This window comes from Leuconostoc sp. S50, from assembly GCF_016624925.1.
GTDB lineage: Bacteria > Bacillota > Bacilli > Lactobacillales > Lactobacillaceae > Leuconostoc > Leuconostoc pseudomesenteroides.
This window is the reverse complement of the sequence record NZ_JACVUE010000004.1, coordinates 126,978-144,114: the sequence shown is the minus strand read 5'-3', so window position 1 is coordinate 144,114 and position 17,137 is coordinate 126,978. Positions and strand designations below refer to the sequence as shown.

At 40.3% G+C, this 17,137-nt stretch carries 16 protein-coding genes; 3 read left to right on the top strand and 13 right to left on the bottom strand.

Translation table 11 applies throughout. The features are described 5' to 3' along the window. Positions 1–132 precede the first annotated feature (132 nt). The 9 genes from lysS to pth all read right to left on the bottom strand — a co-directional run bounded on the left by lysS (position 133) and on the right by pth (position 11,496). The gene (lysS, locus tag IAE53_RS05500; RefSeq protein ID WP_010291328.1) at positions 133–1,620 is read right to left on the bottom strand and encodes a lysine--tRNA ligase; all 1,488 of its coding nucleotides are present in this window, start codon (positions 1,618–1,620) and stop codon (positions 133–135) included. Positions 1,621–1,707: 87 nt separating this feature from the next. After that, complete coding sequence (gene hslO / locus IAE53_RS05495) at positions 1,708–2,601, bottom strand: Hsp33 family molecular chaperone HslO (protein ID WP_200136367.1); 894 nt, start codon at positions 2,599–2,601, stop codon at positions 1,708–1,710. 104 nt (positions 2,602–2,705) lie between these two features. Then, entirely contained in the window at positions 2,706–4,757 is a 2,052-nt protein-coding gene (gene ftsH, locus IAE53_RS05490) for an ATP-dependent zinc metalloprotease FtsH (protein ID WP_200136366.1), read from the bottom strand. Positions 4,758–4,773: 16 nt separating this feature from the next. Next, positions 4,774–5,313, bottom strand: a complete 540-nt coding sequence (hpt, locus tag IAE53_RS05485) for a hypoxanthine phosphoribosyltransferase (protein WP_010291323.1) — start codon at positions 5,311–5,313, stop codon at positions 4,774–4,776. Beyond that, positions 5,314–6,603, bottom strand: a complete 1,290-nt coding sequence (gene tilS, locus IAE53_RS05480) for a tRNA lysidine(34) synthetase TilS (protein WP_148423263.1) — start codon at positions 6,601–6,603, stop codon at positions 5,314–5,316. Positions 6,604–6,637: 34 nt separating this feature from the next. Then, a complete protein-coding gene (locus IAE53_RS05475; RefSeq protein WP_031941245.1) occupies positions 6,638–7,036 on the bottom strand; it encodes a septum formation initiator family protein in 399 nt (132 codons plus the stop codon). Between the two features lie 77 nt (positions 7,037–7,113). Continuing rightward, a complete protein-coding gene (locus tag IAE53_RS05470) occupies positions 7,114–7,398 on the bottom strand; it encodes an RNA-binding S4 domain-containing protein (RefSeq protein ID WP_139968345.1) in 285 nt (94 codons plus the stop codon). Positions 7,399–7,401: 3 nt separating this feature from the next. Then, positions 7,402–10,929 (bottom strand): transcription-repair coupling factor, encoded by a 3,528-nt coding sequence (mfd, locus tag IAE53_RS05465; protein WP_200136365.1) that lies wholly within the window; start codon positions 10,927–10,929, stop codon positions 7,402–7,404. Further along, positions 10,930–11,496 (bottom strand): aminoacyl-tRNA hydrolase, encoded by a 567-nt coding sequence (gene pth, locus IAE53_RS05460; protein ID WP_004915057.1) that lies wholly within the window; start codon positions 11,494–11,496, stop codon positions 10,930–10,932. A 117-nt stretch (positions 11,497–11,613) separates the two neighbouring features. Between pth and cbpA the strand changes: the two genes are divergently transcribed. Then, positions 11,614–12,258, top strand: coding sequence for a cyclic di-AMP binding protein CbpA (cbpA, locus tag IAE53_RS05455; protein WP_139968348.1), 645 nt, complete (start codon positions 11,614–11,616; stop codon positions 12,256–12,258). A 76-nt stretch (positions 12,259–12,334) separates the two neighbouring features. On the opposite strand, the gene IAE53_RS05450 is transcribed toward cbpA, so the two are convergent. From IAE53_RS05450 to IAE53_RS05435, 4 genes are all read right to left on the bottom strand, one after another. Continuing rightward, complete coding sequence (locus IAE53_RS05450) at positions 12,335–13,222, bottom strand: prenyltransferase (RefSeq protein WP_200136364.1); 888 nt, start codon at positions 13,220–13,222, stop codon at positions 12,335–12,337. 54 nt (positions 13,223–13,276) lie between these two features. Then, on the bottom strand, positions 13,277–13,663 hold the full coding sequence (locus tag IAE53_RS05445; protein WP_200136363.1) for a hypothetical protein: 387 nt from the start codon (positions 13,661–13,663) through the stop codon (positions 13,277–13,279). Between the two features lie 63 nt (positions 13,664–13,726). After that, complete coding sequence (locus IAE53_RS05440; protein WP_148423266.1) at positions 13,727–14,365, bottom strand: DUF421 domain-containing protein; 639 nt, start codon at positions 14,363–14,365, stop codon at positions 13,727–13,729. Beyond that, positions 14,362–14,805, bottom strand: a complete 444-nt coding sequence (locus tag IAE53_RS05435; RefSeq protein ID WP_010291302.1) for a DUF3290 domain-containing protein — start codon at positions 14,803–14,805, stop codon at positions 14,362–14,364. Before IAE53_RS05435 ends, IAE53_RS05440 begins: the two co-directional genes overlap by 4 nt. A 110-nt stretch (positions 14,806–14,915) precedes the next feature. On the opposite strand from IAE53_RS05435, the gene IAE53_RS05430 reads away from it, so the two are divergent. After that, positions 14,916–16,253: a C1 family peptidase gene (locus IAE53_RS05430; RefSeq protein WP_200136362.1), complete on the top strand. Its 1,338-nt coding sequence runs from the start codon at positions 14,916–14,918 to the stop codon at positions 16,251–16,253. Between the two features lie 28 nt (positions 16,254–16,281). Continuing rightward, positions 16,282–17,085 carry a DUF2785 domain-containing protein gene (locus IAE53_RS05425; RefSeq protein ID WP_200136361.1) on the top strand — a complete coding sequence of 268 codons (804 nt, stop codon included), beginning with the start codon at positions 16,282–16,284 and terminating at the stop codon, positions 17,083–17,085. The last annotated feature ends 52 nt before the right edge of the window (positions 17,086–17,137 follow it).

Here is a 17,137-nt window from a genome sequence, read left to right as displayed (position 1 = left end):
CGACAACCTGATTAACAGTCAGGTGCTCTACCAACTGAGCTAAGTCGGAATAACATTGCTGACACAACTTAATAATTATAACTAATTGTGCAGCAATTTGTCAATAGTTTTCTAATAAATCGAATGATTCATTTATTCTGGACGCATCGTTGGGAACAAAACCACATCACGAATTGTGTCAGAATCAGTCAGTAGCATAATCAAACGGTCAATACCAACACCTAATCCACCCGTTGGTGGCATACCGTATTCCAAAGCCTCAATAAAGTCTTCATCAATACCCTCAGCCTCATCATTACCATTTTCACGTTCGGCAGCCTGTGCTTCAAAGCGTGCCCGTTGGTCAATAGGGTCATTTAATTCAGTGAAGGCATTGGCATATTCACCACCCATGATAAACAACTCAAAACGATCCGTGAAACGTGAATCGTCAGCGTTACGTTTTGCTAAAGGTGAGACTTCAACAGGATGACCATAGACAAATGTAGGTTGAACCAATGTATCTTCAACAAATTCCTCAAAGAATGCGTTGATGATATGACCAACTGCCCAATACTTTTCGTATTTGACATGATGCTCATCTGCTAACTTTTGAGCCGCTTCAACGGACATATCTTGCCAAAAATCAACACCAGTGCGATCTTTAATCAAGTCAATCATGTGTGCACGTGCAAAATTCTTTGATAGATCAATTTCAGTGCCTTGATAAGTAATTTTTAGGTCATCCGAAACAACACCTGCCGCTGCCTTAAAAATACCTTCGGTTTCGTTCATGACATCGGTGAAGTCCCAATAAGACGCATACGATTCCATCGTCGTAAATTCAGGGTTATGCTTAGGATCCATACCTTCATTTCGGAAAATACGTCCGATTTCATAAACACGTTCCATGCCACCAACAACCAAACGTTTCAAATAAAGTTCTGTGGCAATACGCATATACATATCAATGTTCAAAGCATTGTGATGTGTGATAAATGGACGAGCGGCAGCGCCACCAGCTTCTGTTTGTAGAATGGGTGTTTCAACTTCCAAGAACTCATTTTTGTCCATGTAAGCGCGAATGGCTGATATAATATGTGACCGTTGCTGGAACTTTTTGAATGATTCCTCATTAGCAATCAAATCCAAATAACGCTTACGGTAGCGTGTTTCGACATCTGAAATACCATGGAACTTATCAGGCATTGGGCGAAGTGCTTTTGACAAGTGTGTCAAATGCGTTGCCAAAACCGTTAATTCGCCGGCTTCCGTCTTCATCATGATACCCTTAATACCAAGAAAATCACCCAAGTCAGCGCGCTTAATAATTGGGTAATTTTCGCCTAAGTCATCACGCTTAGCATAAACTTGGATTTTGCCTGACACGTCGCGAAAGTCCGCGAAGATAACTTTACCGGCACCACGCTTAGCCACCATACGGCCAGCAATCGTCACCTCATGTTGTCCTGCTTCAAGTTCTTCTAAAGTACTATTATCGTACAAATCATGCAATTCTTGCGCTTTAGCTGAGCGTTCGAATCGTTTGCCAAATGGATCTAAATGTAAATCATCAACAAGAGTCGCTAACTTCTGACGACGGGCTAACATTTGATCATTAAGGGCTTTTTCTTCAGCCATTCGTATAAAATCCTTCCCTGATGAGCGCTTTTTGAACGCACTCCCACTAATTAAATATCATACCAAAAAAACGGCATAATCTCAAAATTATGCGTTATTTTCTTCAATTTGTTGCAAAATTTCTCGCAATTCTGTGGCTGTGAAAAAGTAACGTTTGCCTGAAAACTTACCCACAACTTCTGCACCATCATCTTCATCAATCATGGCTTTTATTTCTTCTGCCGGTAACGTCGCTAACATCTTAGCATAAGCAGATTTTGGTGGCTCGGCTGCTAAACCAACACCGGCCGTTTGCAAAATATTAACTTCACCTTTTCCAAATATTTCTTCTAAGATGTCTAGCGGGGTGTACCCATCTGACAGCATATCAGACAGCGGTCGCATGTTAGCCAGTGCTTTCTCAAGTTGATCAATTGATGCATCGGTGGCGCCTGGTAATGCTTGTACTAAGAATCCACCTGCCACACCAACTGTATCATCCTCGTTCATATAAACCGAAACACCAATTGCCGATGGAATTTGTTCAGACTGTGCCAAATAGTAAGTAAAATCATCACCAATTTCACCACTCACCAATTGACTTTGTCCAATATAGGGATTGGCGTATGGTGCAAATTTGGTTACTTGCAAAACCCCATTGTGTCCAACCGCTTGCGCAACATCCAATTGTCCGGCATCATTCAATACCACGTCTAGTTGCGGATTGGTCACATACCCGCGTACACTGCCTTTAGCGTCCGCTTCTACCACAACGTTGCCAATTGGTCCACGCCCATTAAGCTGAATTGAGAGACGTTCTTCCCCTTTTAAAACAGCCTGTGCCATCAACGTCGACGCTAATAAACCACGACCCAAAACAACCGAAGCGATACGCGATGTATCATGAGTTTGTGCTGCTTCTCGAACTAAATTTGTCCCATTCACAGCAAATGCACGAAAGTCATTATTTTTTGTAATTGCCTTAATAAACTGATCAGCCATTTAATCATTTTCCTTAACTTCAAATAAAAAAGTCGACCTGACGGTCAACCTCTATTTTACTAATTTTTATCATGATTGTCATCAGTTGGTGCATCATCAGGTGCTTAAACAACTTCTGAATCGGAAGTTGTATCATCATCTTTTGACTCACTATCTGGATGTTCATATTTTTCTTCAGCTTGAGAATCTTTTGCATCAGCTGCTGCCTTAGCTTCTTCAAACGACTTAGCAGTTGCCAATTGATCATCATCTTGGACATCTTTACGTGTAAATTCACCCGTTTCATAAATGTCTTTAATTTGTCTTTCGTCCAACGTTTCAACTTCAAGCAAAGCTTCAGCAATAGCTGTCAACTTATCTTTGTGCTCTTGCAAAATCGTTAACGCATCGTTGAAAGCCTCTTGTGCCAAACGACGAACTTCTTCATCAATCAGACGTGCAGTTTCTTCAGAATATGCGCGATTGCCACCTTGATCAGCATAACCAACACTGGCATTACCTTCAAGTTGTACCATACCCAACTTATCTGACATACCAAAAGCAGTTACCATTTGACGTGCCAATCCTGTTGCTTGTTGGAAATCGTTGGAAGCACCAGAACTTGCTTCATTAAACATGAAGATTTCGGCGGCACGACCACCCATCAAACCAGCTAATTGTTCCTTAGCTTCAGAATACTTCAAGTTGTAACGATCGTTTTTTGGCGTCATTAGGGCATAACCACCAATACGGCCACGTGGCACGATTGTTACCTTACGAACAACTGAGGCTTCTGAACGGACCAATCCAACCAAAGCATGCCCCGCTTCGTGATAAGCGGTTGTACGTCGTTCTGATTCTGACATACCACGATTTGTTTTCGCAGGACCTTGGAAAATACGATCTTCCGCTTCATCAATATCAGCAGCATCAACCTTTTTCTTATTGCGACGAGCTGCTAACAACGCTGCTTCGTTCAACAAGTTTTCTAAGTCAGCACCAACATATCCTGGTGTCTGTTGCGCAATTGCTTTCAAATCAACGTTGTCAGCTAATGGCTTATTTTTGGCGTGAACATTCAAAATTGCTTCACGTCCTTTAACATCTGGTGCACCAACCAAAATCTTACGATCAAATCGACCAGAACGAAGCAAAGCCGGATCCAATACATCTGAACGGTTGGTAGAAGCCAAAATAATAACCCCTTCTGAACCTTCAAAACCATCCATTTCAATCAAAATTTGGTTCAGAGTTTGCTCGCGCTCATCGTTACCGCCACCCATCCCGGTACCACGGCGACGACCAACAGCATCAATTTCATCAATAAAAATAATTGCCGGGGCTGACTTCTTAGCGTTTTCAAACAAGTCACGAACACGTGAAGCACCCACACCAACAAACATTTCCACGAAGTCAGAACCAGACATTGAGAAGAATGGTACACTGGCTTCACCAGCGACAGCCTTTGCCAGTAATGTCTTACCAGTTCCCGGAGGTCCTTCCAAAAGAACACCCTTTGGTATACGAGCCCCTAAACTCACAAATTTCTTTGGTGATTTTAAGAATTCAACAACTTCAACCAGTTCTTGCTTTTCTTCTTCTGCACCAGCGACATCGGCGAACCGAACTTTATTATCTTTGGGATCTGATGGCTTAGCCTTTGACTTGCCAAAGCTCATCATACCGCCTTGACCGCCTTTACCACCACCAGCTTGATTCATCATGACATAGAAGACAGCCACGATTAGCAACACTGGAATGAGTGATACCAACAAGTTTAGCCAAAAACCAGAATTTTCAGCCTGTTTTGTAACTAATTCAGTCTTCGTCTTGCTTGCAGCTTGCGTAACTTCCTTTAGTGAGGCATCGTTAGGCAGCAAAGTTGACGTGAATTTTGTCACCTTTTGCGTTGGCTGTAAGAAGCTAATACCGCTATCTTTAGAAGCAGTTTGTGCTTTTTTATAAGTACCAGTAATATTATAAATACTGTTACCAGGTTGCACTGTAATTGACTTGATTTCTTTGTCATTCAGCGCCTTAATAAATTCACTTGATGTTAAGGTTTTAGTCGTTGACTTATCGTTACCGAACAAGCCATAAAACATGCCAACAACAACAAGAAAGATAAAGACGTAGAAAATACTATTTCGAAAGAAACCGCCTTTGTTATTTTTCATCGTAATTCCTCAATTTCTATTTGGTGTACACTTCTTTTTTCAAAATACCAACGTACGGTAAGTTCCGATAAAAGTCTTTGTAATCTAGACCATATCCGACCACAAATTGATTACGGACATCAAAGCCAATATAGTCAGCAGTTACTTCCACCTTACGTCCCTCTTTTTTGTCCAATAAAGTCGCGACTTTAATTGATCGTGCACCCCGTTTAGCCAGTAATTCTTTCATAAACAGCAAGGATTGACCAGTATCGACAATATCTTCTAAAATAATCACATCACGATTTTGGACGTCAGACCGAATGTCTGTCACCAATGTGATTTCATCAGTACTTGCAACGCCGCCGTGATAACTAGAAATTTTAATAAATTCTAATTCCGCGTATAAATCAACCTCACGGATCAAATCAGCCGTCCAAAGGTATGCACCTTTTAAGACTGACAAGAACAAGGGACGCTCGCCCGCGTAGTCTTCAGTAATTTGCTTACCCAAACGCTGCGCTGCTTGCTGAATGCTTGCCTGATCGTACAAGACTTCTTCTATATCGTTATCCACTTATGTTTCCTCAATTCGCCATACAAGCCAGTTTGGCCGCGTATTTTGTTTAACAGTATATTCTGCACTGACACGCCATTCATTGTTGCGTACCTGCACTGCGACAATACAATCATCCGCCGTTGTAAGCACTAACATTGTTTCACGTTCTTGTAACGTTAGTTTTTCATCAATTGCTAGTCGTCTCAACTTTTTATGGCCGTTTATGAGAGCAATTTTATCACTAGCGTTAGCCAAACGCAAGCAAAGCACTGCCTTTTCAGAACCGATTGCAAATGCAACAGCGGAATCGTCAAGAATTGGCTCGTGATCAGTCCATAACCATGACTTATTTGCCAAAAAATACCGTTGATTCAATTTTAACATAACTGGCGACAAAACTTGGTCCCTATTTTGCTCTTTTTGTAGTCCAAGTTGATTATAGCTTTTGACTAGTTGCACACCTTGATTCAAAGTAATACGACCATTTGGCTTTGAATCATTATTGAGAAGTTGAAGCGCTTGCAAAATTTGGCTCTCTTTAATATTAAATATTTGTTGTGCTTGCAACCAATATTTTAATGTAGGTGCCTGCCATGCCTGTGGAATCGTATGCCAAGACGCGATATTTTGCGCATAAATGGCAGCTTGTTCGTCAATTAAACGTTCTTGATTTTGAATTTGTTGCGCCATGTCATTAATATGTCGAACAGCTTGCGCATTAATGGTTGTGAGTTTTGGCAGCACATCATTACGCAATAAGTTTCTTGGCGTATAATTTGGATCTGAGTTAGTACTATCTTCTCGCCATTTTAACTGATTACGATGAGCATAGGCAATTAATTCTTGTTTAGTCAACGTCAAAAAAGGACGAATAATACGATTCGTTTTAGTCATCATGCCCGCCATCTGACGTAATTGACCACCTCTAATCATTTTCAATAAAACTGTTTCTGCCTGGTCATTAGCATGATGCGCTACGACGATGGTGTCCGTTTGATACCGATCTGCTAACGCATTAAAAAAATCATAGCGAAAAATTCGAGCTTCTTTTTCAATGGCATGATTAGGTCTGTTTTGCCAGTCACGCTGTTCAAAAATGACATTCATTTTTTGGGCTAGTTTGGCCACAAAAGACGCATCTGCATCGCTTTCTGGGCGTAAATGATAGTTGACGTGCGCGACGACAATCCGGATTGGCATTTGCGCTAGTGCGTGGAGTAACACAACAGAGTCCACGCCACCAGAAACAGCCACAATAACCGTTGCTGGCCACGACTTTTGTTTAATTGCTTGTTTAATTTTTTCCATTATTATGAAAAAGGCACCCCTTCGGGTGCTTCTCCTAGTTATTATCTGCAGGTAAGTTATAAATGATTTCGCCGGGTTTTGAGTAACCATACTTATCGCGTAGTAATTGTTGCAAATAAGTAGGGTTTTTAAGACGCTTAACATTTGTCGCTAACTGCGTATTTGTTTTTTGAACGTGTTCCAAGCGATCCTGAGTTTTGGTCAGCTGCTGATTAGCCGCATGTAGTTTTACCTGACCAATCAATAATTGCACGGCAAAAATAGTCGCCACTAGCGCGCCAATCAATAAAATGTTTTTCTCGCGACGCGCATGGGCTCTACGATAATGCTTCGCTGCCTGTGCATTTGCTAATTCAGAATTTTGAATTTCACGTGCAATTGCTGGATTAAGTGGCGTAATATTTGATTGTTTTTTTTGTCTATAAACCGCCATGTGAATTTTACCTATAACAAGTGTCGCACGTTCTTTAACACTTTTCAACAATCTTTAGACTTGTTTAATAATTATGCTTACTTTTCGTCACCAACTTCTCGGAAGTCTTGCGCATACGTTTCACGCAAAACCTCGTACATATCAGCAGATTCTTCTTTTTTGGTCGTTTCCACAATCTTAACCACTTTGACCGTCACCGTTTTGTTACCAAAACGAATTTCAAGTTCATCGTTTGTAGCAACATCTGTTGAAGACTTTGCCACCTTACCATTAATTGAAATACGTCCCTGATCGGCAATTTCTTTTGCAACGGTACGCCGCTTAATTAAGCGAGAAATTTTAAGGTATTTATCTAAACGCATAAGTTACTCCTTTTCTAGTTCAGTTTGTTCTTTTTCAATCACGACTAATAGGAAATCTCTCAAAATATTGAGCCATATACTGCTTTCAGCAACATCATTGACGGTCAATATTACCTGCAAGTCACCTGATTCTGTTCGTACTGCTGCTTTCAGTGGCACATCTATGAGCGCTTCAAAAATTGTCTCACCTGATAACTTTGCCGTGGCTTGTGCATTAAATGTAATGGCTAACTGCTTACGTTGACGCCGTATATTGACAATTTGCGCTTGATCAGCCAATTGTTTAATCCGACCGACCAACAATAAGCGCGCCACTTCATCCGGCATTTCGCCAAATCGATCCAACATGTCCGCTTCAATATCTTCAAACACATCGTCTGTCTTTGCTTGCCGTACTCGTGTATAAAGTTCAATTTTTTGCGCATTATCACTGACATAATCGTCTGGTAGATAAGCTAGAACTCCTAAAATCAGCTCAGCATCTGTTTCTGGTTGATCTGAAGTAACAGCCTGCCCTTGCTTTTGAGCAACAGTGTCTTTCAACATCTGTGTATACATATCATAACCCACAGAGTCAATAAAGCCATGTTGTTGCTTGCCTAACAAATCACCCGCACCACGAATACTCAAATCACGCATTGCAATTTTAAAACCAGAGCCCAATTCAGTAAAGTCGCGAATTGCTTCCAATCGTTTTTCAGCTTCTTCAGAAGGTGTTCTAGTAAATGGATAAGTGAAATATGCATAAGCCAGTCGTGTTGATCTTCCAACCCGACCACGCAATTGATACAATTGTGACAATCCCATGTGATCAGCATTTTCCACAATTAAGGTATTAGCGTTAGGAATATCCACACCAGTTTCGATAATTGTTGTTGTCACCAAAACATCATATTCACCATTCAAGAAATCATATAAAATACTTTCTAACTGTGTCTCAGACATTTGACCATGAATTGCTGCCACTCTGGCACTTGGCACAAGATCTTCGATTTGACTCACAACACGATCTAAATCCATCACACGGTTGTGTAAATAGAAGACTTGTCCATCACGTGCAATTTCTTTTTCAATGGCATCACGTACCACAGTCCAATCAGCTTCCATGACATAAGTCTGAATGGGATAACGGTTGGCTGGTGGTGTCTCAATGACTGACAAATCACGTGCTCCGACCATTGCCATATTCAATGTTCTCGGAATTGGCGTCGCTGTCAATGTCAACACATCAACGCTAGTGCGCAACTGCTTGAGGCGTTCTTTATGTTTGACGCCAAAACGTTGTTCTTCATCAATAATCAACAACCCTAAGTCAGCAAAGTTAACATCTTGACTTAACAAACGATGCGTGCCAACCACAACATCTAATTCATGTGCCTTGAGTTGGCTAATCACCGCTTTGTTTTGAGATGGTGTCTGAAAGCGACTCAATACGCCAATTCTGATTTCTGGAAAATCGTCAAACCGCGCTTTCATTGTTTCATAATGTTGTTGTACCAAAATCGTTGTTGGTGCTAAAAAGGCAACTTGTTTTCCAGCATGAGCCGCTTTAAACACTGCACGTAAGGCAACTTCCGTCTTACCAAAGCCGACATCCCCAACCAATAAGCGATCCATTGGTCTGATTTTTTGCATATCAACTTTAATTTCTTCGATACTGCGAATTTGGTCTGGGGTTTCAGGATAGCGAAAGGCTGTATCAAACTTCAATTGCGCGGTATCGTCTGGTGGAAAAGCAAACCCTTGTTGTGCTTCACGCTTGGCATATAATTCAAGCAAATCATCCGCAATATCTTCTATCTTTGCCGCAACTTGTCGTTTGGTTTTAGCCCATTCACTACCACCTAACTTATTCAGCTTTGGTGCCTTAGCAGCATCTGACGCACCAATATATTTCTGAATTAAATTCAGTTGCGTCACTGGAATGAAAATCTTAGCGTTTTGTTGATAAGCAATTGATAGATAATCTTGCTTGCCACCATCTGCTTCAATGGTTTGAAGGCCTTCGTAACGTCCAATACCATGATTAATGTGAACGACATAATCACCAACGTTCAACTCATTATACGATTTCAAACGCTCTGCGTTAGCAATCTTTCGCGTACGTGGTGCTGTTTTGTGCGTTTGTGCAAATAATTCTCGTTGCGTGAATACTGTCAAATGCAACTGTGGCCACTCAAATCCCGCTGTCAACGCGCCAGACATAATCTGAACTTGATTAGGTAAGACTTCGGTTGTTTCAGTAATTGGTATTTTAAAATCAACAAGTGACGACGCAAAATCATGACGCTGCTTGGCATCATCAATCATCAAAATGACTGTCGCCCCAGCCTCTTGTGCGTATGTTAAATCATTCTTGAGGGCATTGATTTGGCCATAATATTGGTTCGCTGGTCGCGTTGTTATTTCAACCATTGCATCAAATTTAATACGATTCAAACCACGTTGAAAGTTGGCCAAATATAAACTGGTGCGTTGATTATGCGCAATTTGATCAGCAATGTTAACACGCCATGTTTGGTGTGGCAATAATTGAAAGCTTTCAATTTGTTTGTCAATCCATTCTTGGTCACGGGTTAATTGCTGTAATCTTGTTTCGGTGAGACGCGTGTACTCATCAATCACTATCAAAGCGTCATCACGAAAATAATCGAGTAAGGTTGTTTGTCCGTTGAAAAAATATTGCATATAAGGCAACAATTCCGGTCCACGTTCATGGGCGTTTAGAACATGTTGTGTTAAAGCAAAACCGTCAGTAGCATGTTTTTTTGCAGCCCCGTTTAGGCGGGTACGATTATCACTAAACGCGGTTTCAATGGCTAATTTAGCCTGATCGTATTGTGACTCTGACACAACAAAGTCAGTTGCTGGATCAATTGTTACTGCTTCTAAACTAGCGATGCTTTTTTGGCTTGTAACATCAAATTGTTTTAATTGATCTAATTCATCGTCAAAAAAATCCAAACGAATCGGATCGTTGGCTGTTAGCGGATAAATGTCAATAATTGAACCACGTTGCGCGAACTCACCGGGTGTTTGTACGAGCTTTACTGGTGAGTACCCCATCATCATCAACGTGTTCTTGATCTCTGAAAATTCATAGGTCTCACCAACGCGAATCGTCAAGCGAGCAGCAGTGACGGTTGCCATATCAGGCAGTAGACGCTCTGCACCCGCTAAATTAGTCACAACGATCATAGGTTGACCAGTCACAAGTGCCATCAGTGTTTGTAAACGCTGCAAGCGTAATTCTGATGAACTAATCGCCATCTCTGTTGCCACTGATTCTTCTGCTGGAAACTGGTATACATCCTCAACTAACGCAGCAACATCAAAATAAAGTTGCTCGGCATGCGTTTGTGTGTCGGCAATGACCAATACTTGTCGAGGATTAGCATTAAAAATAGCAGCAATGCTTGCTGCCTTTACTGTGCCATTCACACCTAAAAGCAACTGTGTTGCGGCACCAGTTGCTTGTTTGACAATTGTTTGAATTGTATCTGTTTGACTTAAATATTTAACTAAACTCATTTACCCGTTATATTGATTACTTAACTCGGCGATTGTTGCCCCGTTGATCCAATCAGAAATGGCCTGCGTGCTGCGTGCAAGCATTGTCTCGACGATTTCTGACTCTGCTTTTGAAAAATGACCCAAAACATAGTTAATCACCACTTGTTTTTCATGCTCTGGGTGTCCCAGTCCAAACTTCAAGCGCAAAAATGTTTGTGAATCTGTGTGCGCCATAATACTTTTGAGTCCATTGTGTCCACCGGCTGATCCTTTCGCACGAAAACGTAATTTGCCAAAGGGCATATCCATGTCATCAGCTAACACCATGATATCAGTCACATCACCATCATAGTAATCTAAAATTGCCCGAACCGCTTTACCTGAATCATTCATATAAGTGGTCGGCTTGACCAGCATAACTGGTACGCCGTCAACTTGAATTTTAGCGGTTAATGCGAACTGTTTTGTTGGTGAAAAAGTCGCATTGTGAGCAGCCGCAAAAGCATCAATTGCCATGAATCCAATGTTATGACGCGTCTGATCGTACTTTTCACCAATGTTTCCTAACCCAAAAATAAATTTCATAATGACTATTTCTTTCTATAATTTCACTTCTTCCAGTATACCACGCGCGCAGCGTGATTTTGTGTTATCATATTGTATGGCGGTTTCATGATAAAAAAATTAGATTAGGACACGAATATGTTTCAAAAATCTTTAGTTATCCCAAAATCACAATTGACCACTGTGACCGAAAATACGACAATTCAAGAAGTTTATGATATTTTCGATAATCCAGACAACGCTCACACTCGCACCATGCCTATATTAGATGAGTCTGGACGCCTTTTTCGTGGGAACATTTATAAACAACACGTCTTTGAGCACATTGCCAAAGGCGGTGATATGAGTTTGCCAGCAACGGCTATTATGCGCAACTCAACTAAATTTATTTATACCACAAGCAAATTCTACGAAGTTTTCTTTGCCATTCGCGATTTACCTTTTATAGCTGTTTTAGATGAAAATCATCAATTTTATGGCATTTTCACACATGATGCTTTAATGGATTTATTATCTCAAAGTTGGTCCGTTCGCTCTGGCGGTGTTGCTATCGCTGTGGCAACACATAATAAGCAGGGTGATCTAAGTAAAATATCGAAGATTATCACTCGTTACTCAAACGTCGAATCTTTATTAACGATTCGCTCTGAAGGTGAACCGTTGACCGTTCTTTTCACATTACCCCTACAGGCAGAAAGTGAACAGTTAGACAAGCTTATCAAACATTTAGAAAAAAAACAATACACTGTTGATAGTGTCGAAAATTTAAATCGCTTCAAATAAAAAATCTGTGACATACAATGCGGATTTAAAAAGTTACGCTAACTTTTTAAATCCACGTTAAACATCACAGGTTTTTTTATAACCATATACCAGCCATAATCACAACGGTCATCCCCAACATCACAACAACCAAATTTTTAATGGCCAAAACAAATGTCTCTCTTTTGATTGGGCGGTCTACAAAGCCCTTGGCATTTTTTAAGACAATTGGTAACAGTGCAATCATAGCGTATGTTGTAATTGGCAACCAGCCCACACTTGTAGCAATCAGCAATTCAACAAACGCCAAAATGGCAAAAAAAACATACATGCGCTTAGCCGACGCAATCCCCATATAATGGACCAATGTATGTCGATTATTGCTTTCATCCTCATCATGATCGGCAATATTATTCGCAAACATAATTTCTGCAATAAATATCACCAACGGTAAACTGACAATAAACCATTGCAGCAAGACACTCACCGTTGGTGTCATTCTCGTGTTGACGTACACTTGTGCCACAAATATAAAGTAGCCCATTGTAATACCTGAGACAATTTCACCAAACGGTGTATTGGTAATTGGCTTTGGGCCAGCAGAATACAAATAACCAATCACAAAACTCAAAATACCAATAATCCATGTCACATAGTCAGTCAACAACGCCACTGCAATGCCTGCTACAACAGCAATTAACGCCAACCACATGGCGACGTGTAAAACTTGTTTATCAGTAATCACCTCACCAGCAGCTTGTTCCCTCAAAAAATCGTTTGCTTTTTGTCGCTTATTATCTTCATAGCGATTGAACGTATTCACCGCAAGATGCACACTGACAGTCGCAATAATCAACAATGCAGCGTTTAACCAATTTAATCTGCTATACTGCCATTGACTGTACACCAATCCGACTAAAAGCGGCGCAACGCTAGGAATCACCACGCGAATTTCAACTAAATCTAAAAATTGTTTTGGTGTCATCATTTCAAAAATCCTCTGATATTCATTGTATCAGAAAATAAAAACGCGACACAATTAAAGTGTCGCGACAAAATCATCAAATTGCTGATCTAAGGCTTGAAAATAAGCGTCTCGTCCTTTCTTAGGCGCTTCCAAAACATACCCTAAGAGAAAATCTTGTACATCGTCATTAGTAATCAGTGACATAAAGGCTAACAAGTCAGCTTCCGTGGGTAATTCTAGATTTTTCTTTAGAATCATAATACCAACATCACCAAATAAAAGATCTGCCTGAAACCCTGTTGGTCCGCCTTTGATAACGACAAAAATATTCTCGTCATGGTCAATCCAAACTCTTAGCTCATCTTGACTTTCAGCTAGAAAGGGTAATTGGGCACTTTCCGCAGCATGCGTCAGTGCCGTCAGTTGTTGCTTATCCGTTAATCCTACTTGTTTTGTCATTTGTTACACCTTCTTCTAAGCTAATCATGATACTTTTTAGCCTAAAATGCAAGCGTTTACACCTTAATGACGTTCGTATGGTGTTAAACGTACCTGTCCGTCAAGATACTCGCCAACAAAAATATCACTGACTTGCTCATATCCTTGTCGCTTGACCTCGTCTACCAACCATTCTGAATCACGACCAATCAAATCAAGCAAATCAGCGTTAATTTGGCCGTCAAAAATGATGGGATACTTCATATTTTCTTCACCTTCAAGAATCACTGTTAGTTGACCATTCTGCTCAAGAACGGCACGCTTGACTTTTGACAAATCGTAAACACTCTGTGCGCGTAATTTAAACATTAGATCATTTGCTGATAAGCCAGCACGCAACACATTTTTAATAGCTACTTCACCACGCTCAACCACTACTTTTGGTTGTCCGTCAATAAGGAGTTTGACGAAGTGATTATGTTCTTTCATGAATTTGACCGTCATCACCAACATTGTCCAAATGATCAGCACAATAGTGAATTGAAAAACAGTGATAGTATCAGAGTAAATGACGGCACCAATAATGCCACCTAAAACATAGTTTTGTACTTGATCCAGTGCATTAGTTGGTGCCAAATTGCCTTTGCCCATAATATTGATTTGCACGATTAAGGCAAATAGACCAATAGCAAGTTTCGTTAAAATTGGTAAATAAATACTCATTTGACAACCTTCACTTCCGGATTAACTAGATAAGCACGCGTTAAACTATAGGATTGCTGATCTGCACTAATAGTGACACGATAATATTTTTTAGACATTTTAACAATCATGCCATCACTGACAGCTTGCGTGTTAAAAAATATCTTATCTTTCGCAACACCCTGTGTCGTCGCAAATTCACTGACAAATGAAGCCATTTGGGTTTGTTGATCATCACGTGATTTGGCTTGCTGATAGTCCGTATAACGAGCACCCGCCAAAAAAAGAAATAATAGCAACGCAATAATACTTAAATCACGATAACGTGTTTGCATACGATTACGCAAAAACGCCACTGCACCAACAGCCATGAACACAAAAGCAATCACCATCAAATAAATGCCGATTGTATCATTAATGTTAGTTTGTTGTACCAAATACTTGGCAGAATAAAAAGTCATCGTATATTACCTCGGTAATTATCATACCACACAACAAATTGCTGACATCGTCTCTTGAAGCACATCTTAAAAAGCGCTATATTGGACTTATTATTAAAAAGGAGTTCATTATGTCTTCAGAAATTACAACGCAATCAATTGCACAATTCCGTGAAGGAACAGCAACATCACAAAATGCAGTTGTTCGCCGTGCCGTCACCAAAAATGGTATTAACAATGCAAGTTACAATCAAGAGGTTGTTAATGCCAACGTGCCAACCTTTGCCATTGACCTCGATACAGGCAAAGTCGCTAATCAAAAACAATCTGGTCGTTGCTGGATGTTTGCTGCTTTGAATACCATGCGTCATGACATGAAAGATATGTTTCATCTCAGCGACGAGTTCCAATTATCCCAAAGTTACACTTTTTTCTGGGATAAATTTGAAAAAGCTAATTACTTTTATGAAAATATTTTAAACACTGCCAATGAACCACTGGATTCACGTCGCGTCGCCTTCTTATTAGCAACGCCACAACAAGATGGCGGTCAATGGGATATGATTGTTGCTATCATCGACAAGTATGGTGTTGTACCACAATCAGCTTATCCAGAGTCACAAGCCTCTTCTGCGTCAAAAGAGTTTAACACGACATTCAACACACTTTTGCGCCACGATGCTGTTATTTTGCGGGAACTAGTAGCTAATCACGCCGGTGAGCAAGAAATTACAAATACACGTCAGAAAATGTTGGCTAATGTCTACCGCGTATTGTCAATTACATTTGGTGAACCACCAATTAAATTTGACTTTGAGTATCGTGATGAATCACAGAACTTCCACATTGAGCGTGATTTGACACCTCAAACCTATTTCGACAAATTTGTTGGTTGGGATTTGAGCAATTACGTTTCAATTATTAATGCGCCTACTGATGACAAGCCATTTAATGCCACTTATAATGTTGATATGCTTGGCAACGTTGTCGGTGGACGAGAAGTTAAGCACCTCAACGTGACTATTGATAAAATGAAATCACTTGCTATTGCACAATTGAAAGCAGGTCAAAGCGTCTGGTTTGGTGTTGATATGGGACCTCAAGTAGATCGCGACAATGGTCTGATGGCGGACGGCGTCTTTGCAACTGATTCACTATTTGACATTGATTCAACAATGACAAAGGCCCAACGCCTTGACTATGGCGAAAGTTTAATGACACATGCTATGGTATTGACCGGTGTTGATTTTGACGAAAATGGTCAACCAACCAAGTGGAAAGTCGAAAATTCATGGGGTGAAAAAGCCGGTAAAAAAGGATATTTCACAATGTCTGACGAATGGATGAGTGAGTATGCCTATCAAGTTGTGGTTAAAAAAGAATTTCTCGGCGCTGACTTAGTCGATATTTATGATAACGCTACGCCAAAATTGCTCGCCCCTTGGGACCCAATGGGTGCATTGGCTTAATATTTGGATTAAGGAGTGAACATTTGGCATGTCGCTAAAAGAAAAATTGGAACGACTAAGTCAGTCTGAAGGTCAATCTATTCCAGACGATTTGTTAGATCAGATGATTACAAATATTGGCTCACTAGATTCAGAACTCCGAGACACGTTAAATTACAATCTATTTGCAGAGGCAGTGACAACTGGCAATTTAACATTAAAGCAACAGCAAGAAGTAACACAACGTTTGTTGCGTAACCGATTTTTACTCACCAACATTGATAATTATCAGGACGATGAGTCCATTTTCAAAAGAAGTTTTACGGCACTCTTTTTGGCAGCGTTAGCTTATCACCACAATAACTCGCCATTTTTGTCGCAACAACAAGAACGTGAACTTATTAAGCAAACCATTTCTTATTTGCAATTAGAAAATGATTTCAGAGGTTTGACTTTACACGGCTGGGCTCATGGTATTGCACACAGCGCTGACTTGATAGATGAAATTATTAATTTTCAATCATTAAATCACCAAGATATTATTGCATTCTTGACTACAATTAAAAATGTATTGCATCGTCCATTTTTGTTCACAGCCGATGAACCTGGGCGTTTGGTCATACCCGTTCAGCATTTGAGTCATACCAAATTGATAACTGATGAAGAGTTGACAGAATGGCTAACAGACCTAAACCATATTAATGCAGATGAATTTGATGCTTATGGTAATGTTTCATTGTTCATGGTTAAGTTGCAGTCCTTATTGCTTATCACAGAAAATCCTGATCACTCTTTTTTAAGGGCTGTGAATCACATCATTAAGAGCAATTATCAACGTTTTGGATACCTTTAATGCCAATATTAAACAGAAACATACTGTTGTTTTCAACTAACCGTTTTGGGTC